The sequence below is a fragment of the Novosphingobium sp. FG137 genome, from assembly GCF_057809735.1.
Genome location: NZ_JBMDKN010000005.1, coordinates 109885 through 126379, shown reverse-complemented (window position 1 = coordinate 126379; position 16495 = coordinate 109885). Strand labels below are relative to the sequence as shown.

Sequence of the window (16495 nt, the reverse complement as noted above, 5' to 3'; positions counted from 1 at the left end):
CCCCAGGGAGACTGCGATGCGCAGCACCGAGACTAGCGGCAGCGGAGGTAACACCGACCCCGTTCGTATCGTCGTGGCCGGTGGCGGCACGGCGGGCTGGATGACGGCTGCTGCCCTCGGCCATTTCCTTGATACCGGCTTCACCGTCACGCTCGTCGAATCCGAAGAGATCGGCACCGTCGGCGTGGGCGAGGCGACGATCCCCCAAATCCGCATGTTCAATCAGGCGCTCGGGATCGACGAGGACGCTTTCATCCGTGCCACGCAGGCCACTTTCAAGCTCGCGATCGAATTCGTGGGCTGGGGCGCGCCGGGCGAACGCTACATGCATGCATTCGGCGATGTCGGCCGCGATGTGGGGCTCTGCGCGTTCCACCACTATTGGTCGCGGGGCCGCCGCCTTGGCATTGCCGGACCGCATGGCGCTTATGCCATCAACGATGTCGCCGCACGCGCGGGCCGCATGCATCGCGGCGCTCCGCTGACCAGTCGCAACATCCCCGAAATGCCGCACGCGTTCCACTTCGACGCGGGGCTCTATGCCGCCTTCCTGCGTCAATTCGCGGAAGGCCGGGGCGTCACCCGGCGCGAAGGCCGGATTTCCGAAGTCCGGCAGGATCCGCTGAGCGGCGATATCACAACGCTTGTCCTTGCCTCTGGCGAGGAGATTTCCGGCGACCTCTTCATTGATTGCACCGGTTTTCGCGGCCTCCTGATCGGTGGCACCATGGGCAGCGGTTATGTCGACTGGAGCCATTGGCTGCCCTGCGACCGCGCACTGGCCGTGCCGAGCGGCCGTGCCCCGGACTTCACCCCTTATACCCGCGCCACCGCGCACACCGCAGGGTGGCAGTGGCGCATTCCGCTCCAGCACCGCACCGGCAATGGCCGCGTCTATTGCAGCGCCTTTACCTCGGACGACGAGGCGGCGGACAGCCTGCTCGCCCACCTCGATGGCCCTGCGCTAGCGGATCCCAGGCCCATCCGCTTCACTACGGGTCGCCGCACCGAGGCGTGGCGCGGCAATGTGATCGCGGTCGGGCTTGCCAGCGGCTTCCTTGAACCGCTGGAATCGACCAGCATCCACCTGATCCAGACCGCGATCTCGCGCATCCTCAAGTTCCTGCCCGGCAAGGACCAGACCCAGGCCGCGCGCAATGAATACAACCGCCAGTTTACCTTCGAGATGGAGCGCATCCGCGATTTCATCGTGCTACACTACCACGTGAACCAGCGGCCCGAACCGTTCTGGCAGGCGATGCGCGAGATCGCGCTGCCTGACACGCTGAGCGACCGCATCGAGTTGTTCCGCGCCAACGGCCATATCTTCCGCCACGGTGACGAGCTGTTCGGCGAAGTGGGCTGGTTTCAAGTCATGGCGGGGCAGGGGATCGTCCCGCAGCGCAGCCACGCGCTGGCCGAGACAATCGACGAGGCCGATCTCAAATCCTACCTCGAAACGCTGAACGGGCTCTACGTCCGCGAGGTGGAGCGCTATCCCGGCCATGCCGATTTCATCGCCCGCCATTGCGCCGCGCCGCCGCTCAATCTCGGGGCCACCGCGTGAAGCGCTGGGCAAGCCTTGCCGCATTGGCCGTGCTCGCTGCAGCAAGCGCGCCTGCCCGCGCCGATGTGCCGCTCGATGCCGTGCGTGCGCGCCCGGCGGCGGGCGAGGTGATCTACTTCCTTCTGCCCGACCGGTTCGAGAACGGCGATCCCGCCAACGATCGCGGCGGCCTCAAGGGCGACCGGCTCAAGACCGGCTTCGATCCTGCTTCGAAGAGCTTCTATCATGGCGGTGATCTCAAGGGCCTGATCCAGCGGCTCGACTATATCAAGGGCCTCGGCGCGACCGCGGTCTGGGTCGGTCCGGTGTTCAAGAACAAGCCGGTGCAAGGGGTGCCGGGGCTGGAGAGTGCCGGTTATCACGGCTACTGGATCACCGACTTTACCCGCGTCGATCCGCACTTCGGCACAAACGCCGATTTCAAGGCGCTGGTCGATGCCGCCCATGCGCGCGGGCTCAAGGTCTACATGGACATTATCGCCAACCATACGGCTGATGTGATCCAGTTCCGCGAGCCGGATGCCGCTGGCGGCTTCCCCTATCGGTCCCGCGCGGACTACCCCTATTCGCGCAAGGCCGGCGTGAACGGGCCGGCGATCAATGCAGGTTTCGCAGGCGATCAGGATTCCTCGCCCGCCAACTTTGCAATACTCATCGATCCCGCCTTCGCTTACACGCCCTTCGTTCCTGCCGGTGAAGCGCACGTCAAAGTGCCTGAATGGCTCAACGATCCGGCTTTCTATCACAACCGCGGCGACACCACCTTCACTGGTGAGAGTGCCCGTTTCGGTGATTTCGTCGGTCTGGATGATCTGTTCACCGAACATCCCCGCGTTCGCGAGGGCATGATCGCTATCTACCGGCAATGGATAGAAGACTTCGGCATAGACGGCTACCGCATCGACACCGCGCGCCATGTCGACCCTGGCTTCTGGCAGGCGTTCATCCCGGCCATGCTTGAGACCGCCAAAGCCAAAGGCATTCCCAACTTCACGATCTTCGGCGAAGTCGCGCGGGAGGAGCCGAGCAACGGCTATATCGCGCAGTATACCCGGCGCGACGGCTACCCGGCTGTGCTCGATTTCGCCTTCGAAGGCTCGGTCCGCGCGGTGCTGGGGCAGGGCAAGGGCACCAGCGTGCTGGCCGAACTGTTCGATGGCGACGTGCTCTACGAAGGGGGCGAGCAGGCGGCGCTCGCCATGCCGACGTTCCTTGGCAATCACGACATGGGCCGCTTTTCCTCGCTCATCCGCCATGACCGGCCCGGGATCAGCCAGGCTGAACTCGAAGCACGCGTCCGCCTCGCCCATGTCATGCTGCTCATGCTGCGCGGCTCGCCGGTGATCTACTATGGCGACGAACAGGGCTTTATCGGTGATGGCAACGACACGGATTCGCGCGAGGATATGTTCCCGAGCAGAACGGCGAGCTACCTCGACAATCCCGTGCTTGACACAACCCGCCCGGCCAGCGCGGACCACTTCGATCCCGCGCACCCGTTCTACCGCCTGATCCGCGATCTCGCCGCCCTGCGCGCCGCGCATCCGGCGCTGGCGCGCGGACGGCAGGTGGTGCGCGGCTATGAAGAGAAGCCGGGTCTGTTCAGCGTCTCGCGCTTCGATCCCGATACCGGCGAGGAGTATCTCATCGCCTTCAACACCTCGGACGCTCCGATCCATGCCGCCAGCGTCGTCGGTACTTCGGCTGAAGCGATTGAAACGCTGTTCGGCGCCTGCCCGGCGCGCGTTGCTGCACCGGGCAGCGTCACGCTCGATCTTCCCGCGTTCGGCAGCGCGGTATGCCGCCTTCTCCCTTCCTCCCCAGGGACACAGACTACCCGATGACTCAAGCAAAACGCCTTGCTCAGCCAAACCCCGCACCGGCCGATCTGCCGTGGTGGCGGGGCGCTGCCATCTACCAGATCTATCCGCGCAGCTTCTGCGATGCGAACGGGGACGGGATCGGCGATCTGCCGGGGATCACCCAGCAGCTCGATCATGTCGCCGCGCTCGGGGTCGATGCGATCTGGGTCTCGCCCTTCTTCACCTCGCCGATGCGCGATTTCGGCTACGACGTCGCGGATTACTGCGACGTCGATCCGATCTTCGGCACGCTCGCCGATTTCGACAAGATGGTCGCGCGCGCGCACGAACTTGGCCTCAAGGTCACCATCGATCAGGTCTATGCCCATACCTCCGATCAGCATCCGTGGTTCGAGGAGAGCCGCCAGAGCCGCGACAACCCGCGCGCCGATTGGTACGTCTGGGCCGATCCTCAAGAAGACGGCTCGCCGCCATCCAACTGGCAGTCGGTGTTCGGAGGCCCCGCATGGACGTGGGACGCGCGCCGCTGCCAGTACTACATGCACAATTTCCTGAGCAGCCAGCCCCAGGTCAACGCGCACAATCCCGCCGTGCAGGATGCGCTGCTGGGGGTCATGAAGTTCTGGCTGGACCGGGGCGTCGACGGCTTCCGCATCGATGCGCTCAATTTCCTGATGCACGACCCGGGACTGCGCAACAATCCGCCAGCCCCTTACGACGGCCGCCGCCGCACCCGCCCGTTCGATTACCAACTCAAGATCTACAACCAGTCGCACCCCGGCATTGTCGGCTTCATCGAGCGACTGCGGGCGCTGTGCAACCGCTATGGCGCCGTGTTCACGCTGGCTGAAGTCGGCGGCGATCTGGCCGAAACCGAGATGAAGGAATTCACCGCCGGTGACGAACGGCTCAACAGCGCCTACGGCTTCGATTTCCTCTACGCCGACCGCCTGACACCGCAGCTCGTGGCGGATACGCAGGCCAAATGGCCTGATGCGCCGGGCACAGGCTGGCCTAGCTGGGCCTTCGAGAACCACGATGCGCCGCGTGCCTTGTCGCGCTGGTGCGCACCGCAGGATGTGGAGGCCTTCGCGCGGATGAAGGCCATGCTGCTCGCCTCGCTGCGCGGCAACATCATCATTTATCAGGGCGAGGAGCTGGGCCTCACGCAAGTCGAGATCCCCTTCGAGCAGGTGCAGGACCCGGAAGCGATCGCCAACTGGCCGCTGACGCTTTCGCGCGATGGCGCGCGCACTCCGCTGCCGTGGCAGGCGCAGGGCGAACAGGGAGGCTTTACCACAGGCACGCCGTGGCTGCCGCTGGGTGCCGAGAATCATGCGCGCGCGGTAGACCGGCAGGACGCCGATCCCGCCTCACTACTCAACCTGACGCGCGCGCTGCTGGCGCTGCGCAAGGAAAACATGGCCATGCGCGCCGGTGATTTCACCGTGCTTCATGCAGGTGGCAATGTGCTCGCAATTCGCCGCAGCGCCGAAGGCTCGCGCGTGACGGGCGTGTTCAACATGGGGCATCTGGCTGCGCCCTGGCCCGCTGCAGCCTCTCCTGCTGGTCGCGTGCTGAGCGCCGTCAACGGTGCCGTACCCGGAACACTGCCGCCCTTTGGCGCGCTTTTGATCGAGGAATGACCCAGACCATGCTCCGGTTTACCGTCAAGGCCACTCTTTCGGCGCTCGCCGCCGCTGCGCTGCTTCCTTCCGCCGCACTGGCGCAGGCCGCGCCGCCAAAGGCTCAGGTAACCGCCGCATCGCCCGATGGTACGCTCGTGCTAACCGTCACCACCGATGGCAGCGACCGCCCGGTCTACTCGCTCTCGCGCAAAGGCAAGCTTCTGATCGGCGCGTCTAAGCTTGGCTTCACGCTGACCGACGGGCTCAATCTGGTGCGCGGCTTCCGCATCACCGGTTCTGAAACCGCGAGTGCCGACAGCACATGGGAACAGCCGTGGGGTGAACGCCGTTTCGTGCGTGATCATCATAACGAGGTGCTCGTCCATCTGGAGCAGAACGCGGACTACGCCGGCCGCAAGATGAACGTGCGCTTCCGCCTGTTCGATAATGGCTTCGGTTTCCGCTACGAACTGCCCGAGCAGCCCGGCCTCAAGACGTTGAAAATCGGAGAAGAATGGACCGAGTTCGATATCGCGCAGCCCGGCACTGCGTTCTGGGTCGCGGGCCTTGAGTGGAACCGCGAGGAACAGATCTACCAGCGCACGCCGATCGATGCCGTCGCTACGGCGCAGACGCCGATCACCATGCGGCTTGACGACGGCACGCACCTTTCGTTCCACGAAGCCGCGCTGGTCGATTACGCGGCGATGTATTTCAAGCGCGCCGAACGCCAGTTGTTCCGCACGACGCTTGCGCCATCCTCGCGCGGGGCGGCGGTTATCCGCGATCTGCCGTTCAACACCCCCTGGCGCACGATCCGCATCGCCGATAGCGCGGCGGGCCTTGTCGAGAACGATCTCGAGCTCAATCTCAACGAGCCCAACAAGATCGGTGATGTCAGCTGGTTCAAGCCGATGAAGTACATCGGCATCTGGTGGGGCATGATCCGCGGCGATTGGACCTGGGCGGAAGGTCCGCGCCACGGCGCCACCACGCAGCGCGCCAAGCAGTATATCGATTTCGCTGCAAAAAACGGGTTCGGCGGCCTGCTCGTCGAAGGCTGGGACAAGGGCTGGAACGGTGACTGGTTCGGCCACGGGCAGGACTTCAGCTTTACCGAGGCCGTGCCCGATTTCGATCTCAAGGCGGTGGCGGCTTATGCCGCGAAGAACAAGGTCCAGCTGATCGGCCACAACGAGACCGGCGGCAACATCGCCAACTACGAAGTGCAGCTCGAACCGGCGATGAAGCTCTACCAGTCGCTTGGCATGCATTCGGTCAAGACTGGCTATGTTGCGGATGCTGGCGGCATCGTGGCCCCCGGCGATGTCCCGGGTGAGACCAGCATGGAATGGCACGAAGGCCAGCGCAACGTTCGGCACCACATGAAGGTGGTCGAGACTGCTGCGAAGTATCAGGTTGCAATCGACGCGCATGAACCGGTCAAGGACACGGGCCTTCGCCGCACCTACCCCAACTGGATCGACCGCGAAGGTGCGCGGGGGATGGAATACAACGCGTGGGGCGAGTTCGCCAATGGGCCGGACCACGAGCCGACGCTGGTCTATACCCGCATGCTCTCGGGCCCGATGGACTTCACCCCCGGTATGCTCAGCCTTGAGGGCGCGAACCACGTGCCGCTGGCCTCGACGCTTGCCAAGCAGCTCGGGCTCTATCTGGCGATCTATTCGCCGATCCAGATGGCCTCGGACTTTATCGAAAGCCTCGCGGCGCATCCCAAGGAGCTGGAGTTCATCCGGCAGGTGCCGGCCGACTGGTCGGAAAGCCACCTCATCGCGGGCGAAGTGGGCGATTACGCGATCTTCGCGCGCAAGGATCGCAATAGCGAGGATTGGTATGTCGGCGGCGTCAACGATGCGACCGCGCGCGATCTCACGCTGTCGATGGACTTCCTCGACGGGGGGAAGACTTACACCGCCACCATCTGGAAGGATGGGGAAGGGGCGACCTACGCCACCGACGCCCGCCACAGGATCGCCCACGCGACGCTCACCGTGAAGAAGGGTGACAAGCTCCCGCTCTGGCTCGCCCCCGGCGGCGGCGCGGCGATCCGGCTGCATCCGGGCAAGTGATGGTGCGGCGCTTCCTCCTCTTGCTCATGGCGCTGCTTGTGCCGAGCCTCGCCGCAGCGCAGGAGGATACGGGGCACCGCATCGAATATACCGAAGTGCAGGCGGCGGGCCTCCCGCCCCAACGCCTCACGATCTGGCTGCCGCCGGGCTACGACACTTCGGCCAAACGCTATCCCGTCCTCTACATGCACGACGGGCACAACCTGTTCGACCTCAAGAACTCCAACTTCAACAAGATCTGGGCGGCCGACAAGGCCATGCTCAAGGTCATGGGGCAGGGGATCGAACCACGCATCATTGTCGGCATCTGGGCCCCCGGGAAGGACCGTTTTCGTCAGTATCTGCCGCGCCCGGCCTATAATGCCGCGTCACCGGCCCTGAAGGCGAAGATGGATGAGATCGCGGGTGGGCCGGTGATCTCGGATGCCTATCTTGCGTGGTTGGCAGGGCCGCTGAAAGGCTGGGTCGATGCCTCCTTCCGCACTCGCCCAGGCCGCGAGGATACCGCCATCGCCGGCTCCAGCATGGGCGGCCTGATGAGCTGCTATGCCATCGCCGCGCGCCCTGATGTCTATGGGCAAGCCGCCTGCGTCAGTTCGCACTGGCCTGCCATCGGCCCCGATACGGTGAAGGGCTTCAATCCCGAAACGCTGGGCCTGTGGACCGGCTTTTTCGACCGTACGCTGGGCGCGGCCGCTGGCCGGCGCATCTGGATGGACCACGGCACAGGCACGCTCGATGCCTTCTACGCGCCCTATCAGGAACCCATCGACGCCGAGTTCGTGAAGCTGGGCTGGCAGCGCGGCACTGATTTCGAGAGCAGGGTGTACCCCGGCGCCGAGCACGAGGAGAACGCCTGGGCCGCGCGCCTGCCGGAGATCCTGGCATGGCTCCTCCGGCGCTGAGGCTTGTCCATTCCAACTCGCATACTTATGCGTGCTGAAGCCCCGGGCATTCGGGTCTAGGGGAGCCTTGCGGGCCCCGCATCAAAAGGCCCGGATGAGGAGTTTGCCGCCCATGGCCGCCACCAGCTGTTCCGCCCTGCTCCTGTTCGGCGCAACCGGTGATCTTTCGCGGCGCATGCTGCTGCCCTCGCTCTATGCGTTGCACGAAGACGGCCTGATCGATCCCACCTTGCGCATCGTCGGCACCGCGCGCTCGGTCCACGATGACGGCGAATTTCGCGAAATGGCCTGCGCCGCGCTGGAGGAGTTCCTCCCCGCCGACCGCCGCGATGACAGCAAGCTGGCCAGCTTCCTCGAGCGGCTCGAGTACCAGACGCTCGATGCCTCGAAGCCCGAAGGCTTTGCCGGTCTTGCCGAAAAGCTCGGCGATACTTCCTGCGGCCTCTCTATCTTCCTATCCACCGCGCCCGCACTGTTCGAGCCGACCATCGAGGGCCTGCGCCTTGCCGGGCTCGCCCACGAAGGCGTGCGCATCGGCCTCGAGAAGCCGCTCGGCAACGATCTGGCCTCGAGCCGCCGCATCAACGACGCGGTCGCGGCGGGTTTCTCGGAAAAGCAGATCTTCCGGATCGACCACTATCTCGGCAAGGAAACGGTCCAGAACCTCCTTGCGCTGCGCTTTGCCAACATGATGTTCGAGCCGCTGTGGAACAGCGCCGGGATCGACCATGTCCAGATCACGGTGAGCGAAACGGTCGGCCTTGAGGGCCGCAAGGGCTTCTATGACGATACCGGCGGCTTACGCGACATGGTGCAGAACCATATGCTCCAGCTCGTTGCGCTTACCGCGATGGAGCCGCCGGTCGAGTTCGACGCAACCTCGATCCGTGACGAGAAGGTCAAGGTCCTGCGCGCGCTGCGCCCGGTGAAAGCGGAGGAAATGGTACGCGGCCAATATGGCGCGGGTGCGGTCGGCGGCAGTGCCGTCACGGGCTACCTCGAGGATCTCGGCAAGCCTTCGGACACCGAGACTTATGTCGCGATCAAGGCGCACGTCGATAACTGGCGCTGGCAGGGCGTGCCCTTCTACCTGCGTCATGGCAAGCGTCTGGCCGAGCGGCGCAGCGAGATCGTCGTGCAGTTCAAGGGCGTGCCGCACAACATCTTCTCGGGCCGCGGCGGCAAACTGGGCGCCAACCGTCTCGTCATCCGCCTGCAGCCGGAGGAGTACGTGCGCCTTCAGGTCATGGCCAAGGAGCCCGGGCTCGATCGCGGCGGGATCGTGCTGCGCGAAGTCAACCTCGATCTCTCGCTCACCACCGCCTTTGCCAAGGCCCGCCGCCGCATCGCCTACGAACGCCTGCTGCTCGATCTCATCGAAGGCGAGCAGACCCTGTTCGTGCGGCGTGATGAGGTCGAGGCGCAGTGGACCTGGGTCGATGCGATCCGCCGCGTCTGGGCGGAGACGGGCCTTGAAGTGCGGCCCTATGCCGCCGGCAGCTGGGGCCCCAATGCCGGCATCGCGCTGACCGAGCGCGACGGGCGCAGCTGGCATGACTGACGTCACCTGGGCCAATCCGGGCGATGCCGCTGCAGTCGCCGCGCATATCGCACGCGTGCTGGCGCAGCCCGGCCCCAAGCGGCTCGCCTTCACCGGCGGTTCCACGCCGCTGAAGGTCTTCGCGCTTCTGGCCGGGCAAGATCTTGACTGGAGCGGCGCGACTATCGCGCTGACCGATGATCGGCGTGTGCCCGATGATCATCCGGCGAGCAATTTCGGCAAGCTTCATGCTGCCCTCGCCGGAACCGGCGCGGTGTTCGAGCGTCTTGAAGAAGGTGCGCAGGTTCAGCCCTTCGATCTCGTCTGGCTCGGCATGGGCGAGGATGGCCATGTCGCCTCGCTCTTCCCGCACATGCATGCGCTCGTCCGCCCCGGCCCGACGGTGATCGCCACCACCCCGATCCCGCTGCCGCCGGAAGCCCCGTTCGACCGGCTCACGCTCAACAAGCGCGCATTGAAGGCCGCTCGCGAGATCATCCTCGTCGTTACCGGCGCGTCGAAGAAGGCGTTGATCGAGCGAGTTCTCGCCGGTTCCGACGCCTATCCCGTCTCAGACTTCCTGCGCGGCTTTGGCCCGCCCATCACGATCTACTGGAGCGAATGATGCCCCTCAATCCTGTTGTCGCCAAAGTCACTGACCGGATCATCGCCCGCTCGGCTCAGAGCCGCAGTGCCTATCTCGATCTGATCGCCCGCGCCCGCGATGCCGGCGTCAATCGCGATGTGCTTTCCTGTGGCAATCTCGCGCATGGCTTTGCCGCCGCCGGTGACGACAAGATTGCGCTGCGGACCGGCAAGAGCACCAATATCGGCGTGATAACCGCCTACAACGACATGCTTTCGGCGCATCAGCCCTATGGCCGCTATCCGGAGCAGATCAAGATCTTCGCCCGCGAAGTGGGCGCGACAGCGCAGGTTGCGGGCGGCGTCCCCGCGATGTGTGACGGCGTGACGCAAGGTCAGGCCTCGATGGAACTCTCGCTCTTCAGCCGCGACAACATCGCGATGGGCACCGCAGTCGGCCTCAGCCACGGCATGTACGAGGCGGCGCTGCTGCTCGGCATCTGCGACAAGATCGTGCCGGGCCTCCTGATCGGTTCGCTGCGCTTCGGCCACCTGCCGACGATCCTCGTGCCTGCAGGCCAAATGCAGACCGGCCTCGCCAACAAGGAAAAGCAGCGCATCCGCCAGCTCTATGCCGAGGGGAAGGCGACACGCGACGAACTGCTCGAGAGCGAAAGCGCGAGCTACCACAGCGCCGGCACCTGCACCTTTTATGGCACTGCCAATTCCAACCAGATGATGATGGAAATGATGGGCCTCCACATGCCCGGCGCCAGTTTCGTCAATCCCGGCACCAAGCTGCGCCAAGAACTGACCCGCGCCGCCGTCCACCGTGTCAGCGAGATCACGTGGGATGGCGACGACTATCGCCCGCTCGGCCACTGCGTCGATGAAAAGGCCATCGTCAACGCCATCGTCGGCCTGCTCGCTACCGGCGGCTCGACCAACCACGTCATCCACCTCCCGGCCATCGCCCGCGCCGCTGGGGTGCAGATCGATTGGGACGACATGGACGAACTCTCCCGCGCCGTTCCGCTCGTCGCCAGCATCTATCCGAATGGTTCGGGCGACGTGAACGGTTTCGCCGAAGCAGGCGGCATGCCCTATGTCATCCGCGAGCTAGTCGAGGCCGGTCTCGCCCACGGCGATATCCGCACCGTCTATGGCAGTTCGTTGCTCGAAGGCGCGCAGCAGCCGGTGCTCGATGGCGATACGTTGCGCTGGAATCCTGCCCCGCGCGAAAGCCTCAATCCCGCGATGCTGCGCCCGGTGGCGGAGCCGTTCCAGCCCGAAGGCGGCCTCCGCCTCGTTCACGGCAATCTTGGTCGCGGCACGATCAAGGTCAGCGCGGTCGATCGCAGCCGCTGGACGATCGAGGCACCGTGCCGCGTGTTCTCCGATCAGAACGATGTGCTGAAGGCCTTCAAGGCGGGCGAACTTGAGCGTGACGTGATCGTCGTCGTGCGCTTCCAGGGTCCGGCCGCAAACGGCATGCCCGAACTCCACAAGCTCACCCCCTCGCTCGGCGTGCTGCAGGACCGCGGTTTCCGCGTCGCGCTCGTTACCGATGGCCGCATGTCGGGCGCATCGGGCAAGGTGCCGGCGGCCATCCACGTCTCGCCCGAAGCAAAGAAGGGCGGCGCGCTTGCCCTTCTCAAGGATGGCGACATGGTACGCGTCTGCGCCGAGTCCGGCGAACTTGTCGCTCTGGTGGACGAGGCCGAATGGGCCGCCCGCACACCCGCCGAGGCGCCGGACGAAGCCATCGGCGTCGGCCGCGAGCTTTTCGCCATGATGCGCCACTTCGCCGATCCCGCTGAACGCGGCGGTTCGGCGATGCTGGCGCTCGCGGGTCTTTGATGCATAGATAAGCGCCTGCCTCAGAGCAGCGCACACACTAGGGGGAGTGGGACATGCAACTGGTCGCGGTCGATATCGGCGGAACGCACGCCCGCTTTGCGATGGCCGAAGTCGAGGCCGGGCGCGTCGTCTCGCTGGGTGAAGCGGTCACGCTGAAGACTGCCGATCACCCCAGTTTCCAGCTCGCATGGGAAGAATTCGCGCGCCTCTCCGGCGGCACCCTGCCGCCCGCCGTGGCCATCGCGGTCGCGGGGCCGGTCGGGGGCGAACTGATCCGCTTCACCAACAACCCCTGGATCATCCGTCCGGCGCTGATCCCCGAAAAGCTGGGCGCGCCGGACTCTGTCGTCGTTAACGACTTCGCAGCCGTCGCTCATGCCGTGGCGCAGGCGGATGACGCCCATTTCATCCATCTTTGCGGGCCCGATGTGCCGCTGCCCGAGGAAGGTACGATCAGCATTGTCGGCCCCGGAACCGGGCTCGGCGTGGCGCAGCTTTGGCGCCAGCGCGGCTCTTACCATGTTCAGCCGACCGAGGGCGGCCACATCGACTATGCCCCGCTCGACAAGATCGAGGATGCCATCCTCGCACGGCTGCGCGGGCGGCACCGTCGGGTTTCGGCCGAGCGCGTCGTGGCCGGACCCGGCATCGTCGATATCTACGAAACGCTGGCCAACATCGAGGGCAGGGCGATCACGTCATTGAGCGACAAGGAGCTCTGGGCGATGGGCACCAGCGGCGAGGACAGCCTTGCCGCCGCTGCGGTCGACCGGTTCTGCCTTTCGCTCGGCAGCGTTGCGGGCGATCTCGCGCTTGCGCACGGCGCCAGCGCGCTCGTCATGGCGGGCGGGCTTGGACTCAGGATCAAGGATACGCTCGTGCGTTCCGGTTTTGCCGAACGCTTCAGCGCCAAGGGCCGCTTCGAGGGCTTGATGGCGGCCATGCCGGTCAAGCTGATCACGCACCCGCAACCGGGCCTGTTCGGGGCGGCGGCCGCCTTTGCACAGGCTCATTCGTGAACCTTGGCGCTTTTATGAGGACAGGCTGAACCCGCTTGCCAAGCTGGCAAGGCTGGCTTAGCCATTCTCTTAACCGAACGATTAAGGGAAAGAGCGATGTCCTACGAAACGATCCGCGTCGAAAATGTCGGCCTTGTCCGCCGCATCGTGCTCAACCGGCCCGAGCGGCTCAATGCCTGCCCGCCCAACATGGCCGTCGAAATCGGTGACGCGCTCTATGATCTCGAAGGCGCGCGCGCGGTTGTCATCACGGGCGAAGGGCGCGCCTTTTGCTCCGGTGCCGATCTTGCCGCCACCGGCAAGCGCAGCGTTGCGGGCGGCGCGGGCAGCTACAAGGCTCTGACCGAGCATTACAACCCGATGATCGCCAAGCTCTCGCGCCTCGGCGTTCCGCTAGTCACTGCGGTCAACGGCCCCGCCGCCGGTGTTGGCTGCTCGATCGCGCTGATGGGCGATTTCGTGCTTGCGGCGAAAAGCGCCTATTTCCTCCAGGCTTTCGTCAACATCGGCCTCGTGCCTGATGGCGGTGCCAGCTGGGTCCTGCCGCGCCTGATCGGCAAGTCGCGCGCGCTGCAGATGATGATGCTTGGCGAACGCGTTGGCGCCGAAAAGGCTGAAGAATGGGGCATGATCTACAAGGCGGTCGACGATGCCGCGCTGGCCGACGAAGCCATGGCGCTGGCGGACCGGCTCGCCAACGGGCCGACCGTGGCCCTCGGCGTGATGCGCCAGAATGTCGCGCGCGCGCTTGAAACCGATCTCCCCGCCGCGCTGCTGATCGAGGCGGAAGGCCAGTGGAAGGCCGGTGACAGCGAAGATTCCAAGGAAGGCATCCGCGCCTTCCTCGAAAAGCGCAAAGCAGAATTCAAAGGTCGATAATGCATCTCGAACACGATCCATCAGCCCCGGCGGCAGACCTCATCGGCTTTGACGATTTCCTCAAGGTCGATATCCGCGTGGGCACGATCGTGAGTGCCGAGCCCTACCCCGAAGCGCGCAAGCCCAGTCTCAAGCTGGCGATCGACTTCGGGGAGGGCATCGGCGTCAAGCGTTCGAGCGCGCAGATCGCCGTGCTCTATTCGCCGGAAGAGCTGATCGGGCGGCAGGTTGCGGCTGTCGTCAATTTCCCCCCGCGCCAGATCGGCAAGATGATGTCCGAAGTGCTGACAGTCGGTTTTCCGGACGAAGAGGGCCGTGTTGTGCTCTTCGCACCGGACGGCAAGGTGCCCAACGGCGCCCGCCTGTTCTGATCTGCATGACGGTCCCGACCATCTGGACCATCGGCTACGAGCAAGCGACCGTCGCCGGGCTGATGACGGCGCTTTCGCGGGCTGGCGTCGAGGTGCTGGCCGATGTGCGGGCCCTTCCACTTTCACGGCGGCCGGGCTTTTCCAAGACAGCGCTCGCCGGCGCCGCGCAGGAGGCCGGGATCGAGTACCGCCATTTCAAAGCGCTTGGCACACCGGCCGATGGCCGGGCAGCCGCCCGGCGCGGTGATCACGCGAGTCTTGCTGCCATCTACGCGTCACAACTGGAATTGCCTGAAGCCATCGCAGCAGGCGCTGCGCTGGCTGATCTCGCGGCGAACCGCAAGGTCGCGCTGCTATGCTACGAACGCGCCGCGGCAGAATGCCACCGGACCTTGCTGCGCGAAGCAGTCCTGCCCGGATTCACGGCCATCGATCTGCTGCCGGACGATCCGGCCTAACCGCGCGCCAGCTCCAAATCTAGGAATGCGGCGACGTCGACCAGATCGACGTCCTTTGCCAGAAACGTCTCGCCGATCCCGCGCATCAGCAGGAAGGGCAGGGTGCCTGCGTCCATTTTCTTGTCATGCAGCATATGCGCCTTCAGCCGCGCGCCGTCGCAGGTGAGGCCGAGCGCGGCGAGCGAGGCTGGCAGCCCCGCCGCACCGATATGCGCGGCAACCCGCTCGGCATCCTGACCGCTCATCAGGCCGATCCGCGCCGAGTAGCGCGCTGCCAGCACCATGCCGAGCGCCACGCCTTCGCCGTGAAGCAGGCGGTCCGAAAAGCCCGTCTCGGCCTCCAGCGCGTGGCCGAACGTGTGTCCGAGGTTGAGCAGCGCCCGCACGCCCAGCGTTTCCTTCTCGTCCGCCGCCACGATCCGCGCCTTGGCGGCAACGCTCTTCGCAATGGCGTGCTCGCGCGCCTTGGCATCGCCCGCCAGCAAGGCATGGCCATTGGCCTCGCACCAGTGGAAGAAGTCGGCATCGTCGATCAGGCCGTACTTCACGACCTCGGCGTAGCCTGCGCGCGTCTCGCGCGGCGGCAGCGTGTCGAGCGCCAGCGGGTCTGCCAGCACCAGCACCGGCTGATGGAACGCGCCGACAAGGTTCTTGCCCGCAGACGTATTGATCGCGGTCTTCCCGCCAACACTCGAATCGACCTGTGCGAGCAAGGTCGTCGGCATCTGGATGAAACCACAGCCGCGCTTGACCATCGAGGCCGCAAAGCCTGTGAGATCGCCGATCACCCCGCCGCCCAGCGCGATCACGCTGTCCTTGCGCTCCACGCCCTGCTCGAGCAGCCAGTCGGCAGTGCGGGCGAGGTATTCCCAGCTCTTGGTGCTCTCGCCTGCAGGCAACACGAGCCACTCGCTGGCGATGCCGGATGCCATGAGCGAACCGGCCACTGTCTCGCGCCAGGCAGCGGCCACGCGCTCGTCGGTGACCACCACCACCTTGCCGCCGCGAATGAACGGTCGGCAGTGCTCGCCCGCTGCGGCCAGTAGTCCAGCCTCGATCCGCACCTCATATGGGGCGCCAGCGATATTGACGGGGATCACAGCCATGCGTCGATTGCCTTCAGGATGGTGAGCGCGGTCGCCTGATGGGGCTGGTTGCCGCTCTTCACATGGATCGGCGCTTCGGCATAGGTGGGCCCGCGCTCGGCCTTGAGCTTTGCCAGGATCTCGCGCGGATTGCCGTTCTTCAGCAGCGGGCGGTTGCCCTTGCGCCCCACCCGCATGACCAGCGTATCGAGATCGCTGTCGAGCCAGACCGCAATCGCGCGCCGCAGGATCAGCGCGCGCGTTTCGGGATCAACAAAGGCGCCGCCGCCCGTCGCCAGCACGCGGCGCACCGGCACGCCGTCCTCGCCCACCAACCTTGCGATCACCCGGCGCTCTCCGCTGCGGAAATAGGGTTCGCCGAACTGCGCGAAGATCTCGGGGATCGACATATGCGCCGCCTTCTCGATCTCCTCGTCGGCATCGCAGAAGGGCACGCCCAGCATCGCGGCGAGCCTGCGACCCACCGTTGTCTTGCCAACGCCCATCATGCCGACCAGCACGATCGGCCGATCGATACGGGCAGCCAGCCGCTGGACCGCGGCGGTTGAGAAGGCGGGGTCTTCGTGCTCCATTGCCGCGCCGCCTATAGTTGCGCTAGGGGCGAGTGCAAGGGTTGAGCAGGTGTTGTGCAAGAGCTGCGGCAACGCCCCGAAGGCGGGCA

Annotated in this window: 14 protein-coding genes; 12 read left to right on the top strand and 2 right to left on the bottom strand. The window is 65.4% G+C overall.

Features of this window, described 5'->3' with window-relative positions; genetic code table 11:
• Positions 1 to 16 precede the first annotated feature (16 nt).
• The 12 genes from ACODS2_RS15225 to ACODS2_RS15170 all read left to right on the top strand — a co-directional run bounded on the left by ACODS2_RS15225 (position 17) and on the right by ACODS2_RS15170 (position 14728).
• Positions 17 to 1567 carry a tryptophan halogenase family protein gene (locus ACODS2_RS15225; protein WP_488999604.1) on the top strand — a complete coding sequence of 517 codons (1551 nt, stop codon included), beginning with the start codon at positions 17 to 19 and terminating at the stop codon, positions 1565 to 1567.
• The gene (locus ACODS2_RS15220) at positions 1564 to 3411 is read left to right on the top strand and encodes an alpha-amylase family glycosyl hydrolase (RefSeq protein ID WP_488999603.1); all 1848 of its coding nucleotides are present in this window, start codon (positions 1564 to 1566) and stop codon (positions 3409 to 3411) included. The genes ACODS2_RS15225 and ACODS2_RS15220 overlap by 4 nt, the downstream gene beginning before the upstream one ends.
• Positions 3408 to 5036 carry an alpha-amylase family glycosyl hydrolase gene (locus ACODS2_RS15215; protein WP_488999602.1) on the top strand — a complete coding sequence of 543 codons (1629 nt, stop codon included), beginning with the start codon at positions 3408 to 3410 and terminating at the stop codon, positions 5034 to 5036. Before ACODS2_RS15220 ends, ACODS2_RS15215 begins: the two co-directional genes overlap by 4 nt.
• Positions 5033 to 7111, top strand: a complete 2079-nt coding sequence (locus ACODS2_RS15210; protein WP_488999601.1) for a glycoside hydrolase family 97 protein — start codon at positions 5033 to 5035, stop codon at positions 7109 to 7111. Before ACODS2_RS15215 ends, ACODS2_RS15210 begins: the two co-directional genes overlap by 4 nt.
• 26 nt (positions 7112 to 7137) lie before the next feature.
• Positions 7138 to 8016, top strand: coding sequence for an alpha/beta hydrolase (locus ACODS2_RS15205; protein WP_488999600.1), 879 nt, complete (start codon positions 7138 to 7140; stop codon positions 8014 to 8016).
• Positions 8017 to 8128: 112 nt separating this feature from the next.
• On the top strand, positions 8129 to 9577 hold the full coding sequence (gene zwf, locus ACODS2_RS15200) for a glucose-6-phosphate dehydrogenase (RefSeq protein WP_488999599.1): 1449 nt from the start codon (positions 8129 to 8131) through the stop codon (positions 9575 to 9577).
• Positions 9570 to 10181 carry a 6-phosphogluconolactonase gene (locus ACODS2_RS15195; protein ID WP_488999598.1) on the top strand — a complete coding sequence of 204 codons (612 nt, stop codon included), beginning with the start codon at positions 9570 to 9572 and terminating at the stop codon, positions 10179 to 10181. The genes zwf and ACODS2_RS15195 overlap by 8 nt, the downstream gene beginning before the upstream one ends.
• Positions 10181 to 12001, top strand: coding sequence for a phosphogluconate dehydratase (edd, locus tag ACODS2_RS15190; RefSeq protein WP_488999597.1), 1821 nt, complete (start codon positions 10181 to 10183; stop codon positions 11999 to 12001). The genes ACODS2_RS15195 and edd overlap by 1 nt, the downstream gene beginning before the upstream one ends.
• 53 nt (positions 12002 to 12054) lie before the next feature.
• Complete coding sequence (locus ACODS2_RS15185; protein WP_488999596.1) at positions 12055 to 13020, top strand: glucokinase; 966 nt, start codon at positions 12055 to 12057, stop codon at positions 13018 to 13020.
• 96 nt (positions 13021 to 13116) lie between these two features.
• Positions 13117 to 13899, top strand: coding sequence for an enoyl-CoA hydratase-related protein (locus ACODS2_RS15180; protein WP_488999595.1), 783 nt, complete (start codon positions 13117 to 13119; stop codon positions 13897 to 13899).
• Positions 13899 to 14270, top strand: coding sequence for a tRNA-binding protein (locus ACODS2_RS15175; RefSeq protein WP_488999594.1), 372 nt, complete (start codon positions 13899 to 13901; stop codon positions 14268 to 14270). The genes ACODS2_RS15180 and ACODS2_RS15175 overlap by 1 nt, the downstream gene beginning before the upstream one ends.
• Positions 14271 to 14275: 5 nt before the next feature.
• A complete protein-coding gene (locus ACODS2_RS15170; RefSeq protein ID WP_488999593.1) occupies positions 14276 to 14728 on the top strand; it encodes a DUF488 domain-containing protein in 453 nt (150 codons plus the stop codon).
• Here the strand turns inward: ACODS2_RS15170 and aroB are convergent.
• Positions 14725 to 15834, bottom strand: coding sequence for a 3-dehydroquinate synthase (gene aroB / locus ACODS2_RS15165; RefSeq protein WP_488999592.1), 1110 nt, complete (start codon positions 15832 to 15834; stop codon positions 14725 to 14727). The two genes, ACODS2_RS15170 and aroB, sit on opposite strands and share 4 nt — an antisense overlap.
• Positions 15825 to 16406, bottom strand: a complete 582-nt coding sequence (locus ACODS2_RS15160; protein ID WP_298174730.1) for a shikimate kinase — start codon at positions 16404 to 16406, stop codon at positions 15825 to 15827. Before ACODS2_RS15160 ends, aroB begins: the two co-directional genes overlap by 10 nt.
• Between the last annotated feature and the right edge of the window lie 89 nt (positions 16407 to 16495).

What these genes read in the sequence shown, in the direction of transcription:
- ACODS2_RS15225 (WP_488999604.1), top strand. Translation starts at nt 17, where the DNA reads ATGCGCAGCACCGAGACTAGCGGCAGCGGAGGTAACACCGACCCCGTT.
- ACODS2_RS15215 (WP_488999602.1), top strand. Translation starts at nt 3,408, where the DNA reads ATGACTCAAGCAAAACGCCTTGCTCAGCCAAACCCCGCACCGGCCGAT.
- ACODS2_RS15210 (WP_488999601.1), top strand. Translation starts at nt 5,033, where the DNA reads ATGACCCAGACCATGCTCCGGTTTACCGTCAAGGCCACTCTTTCGGCG.
- ACODS2_RS15205 (WP_488999600.1), top strand. Translation starts at nt 7,138, where the DNA reads ATGGCGCTGCTTGTGCCGAGCCTCGCCGCAGCGCAGGAGGATACGGGG.
- zwf (WP_488999599.1), top strand. Translation starts at nt 8,129, where the DNA reads ATGGCCGCCACCAGCTGTTCCGCCCTGCTCCTGTTCGGCGCAACCGGT.
- ACODS2_RS15195 (WP_488999598.1), top strand. Translation starts at nt 9,570, where the DNA reads ATGACTGACGTCACCTGGGCCAATCCGGGCGATGCCGCTGCAGTCGCC.
- edd (WP_488999597.1), top strand. Translation starts at nt 10,181, where the DNA reads ATGCCCCTCAATCCTGTTGTCGCCAAAGTCACTGACCGGATCATCGCC.
- ACODS2_RS15185 (WP_488999596.1), top strand. Translation starts at nt 12,055, where the DNA reads ATGCAACTGGTCGCGGTCGATATCGGCGGAACGCACGCCCGCTTTGCG.
- ACODS2_RS15180 (WP_488999595.1), top strand. Translation starts at nt 13,117, where the DNA reads ATGTCCTACGAAACGATCCGCGTCGAAAATGTCGGCCTTGTCCGCCGC.
- ACODS2_RS15175 (WP_488999594.1), top strand. Translation starts at nt 13,899, where the DNA reads ATGCATCTCGAACACGATCCATCAGCCCCGGCGGCAGACCTCATCGGC.
- ACODS2_RS15170 (WP_488999593.1), top strand. Translation starts at nt 14,276, where the DNA reads ATGACGGTCCCGACCATCTGGACCATCGGCTACGAGCAAGCGACCGTC.
- aroB (WP_488999592.1), bottom strand. Translation starts at nt 15,834, where the DNA reads ATGGCTGTGATCCCCGTCAATATCGCTGGCGCCCCATATGAGGTGCGG.
- ACODS2_RS15160 (WP_298174730.1), bottom strand. Translation starts at nt 16,406, where the DNA reads ATGGAGCACGAAGACCCCGCCTTCTCAACCGCCGCGGTCCAGCGGCTG.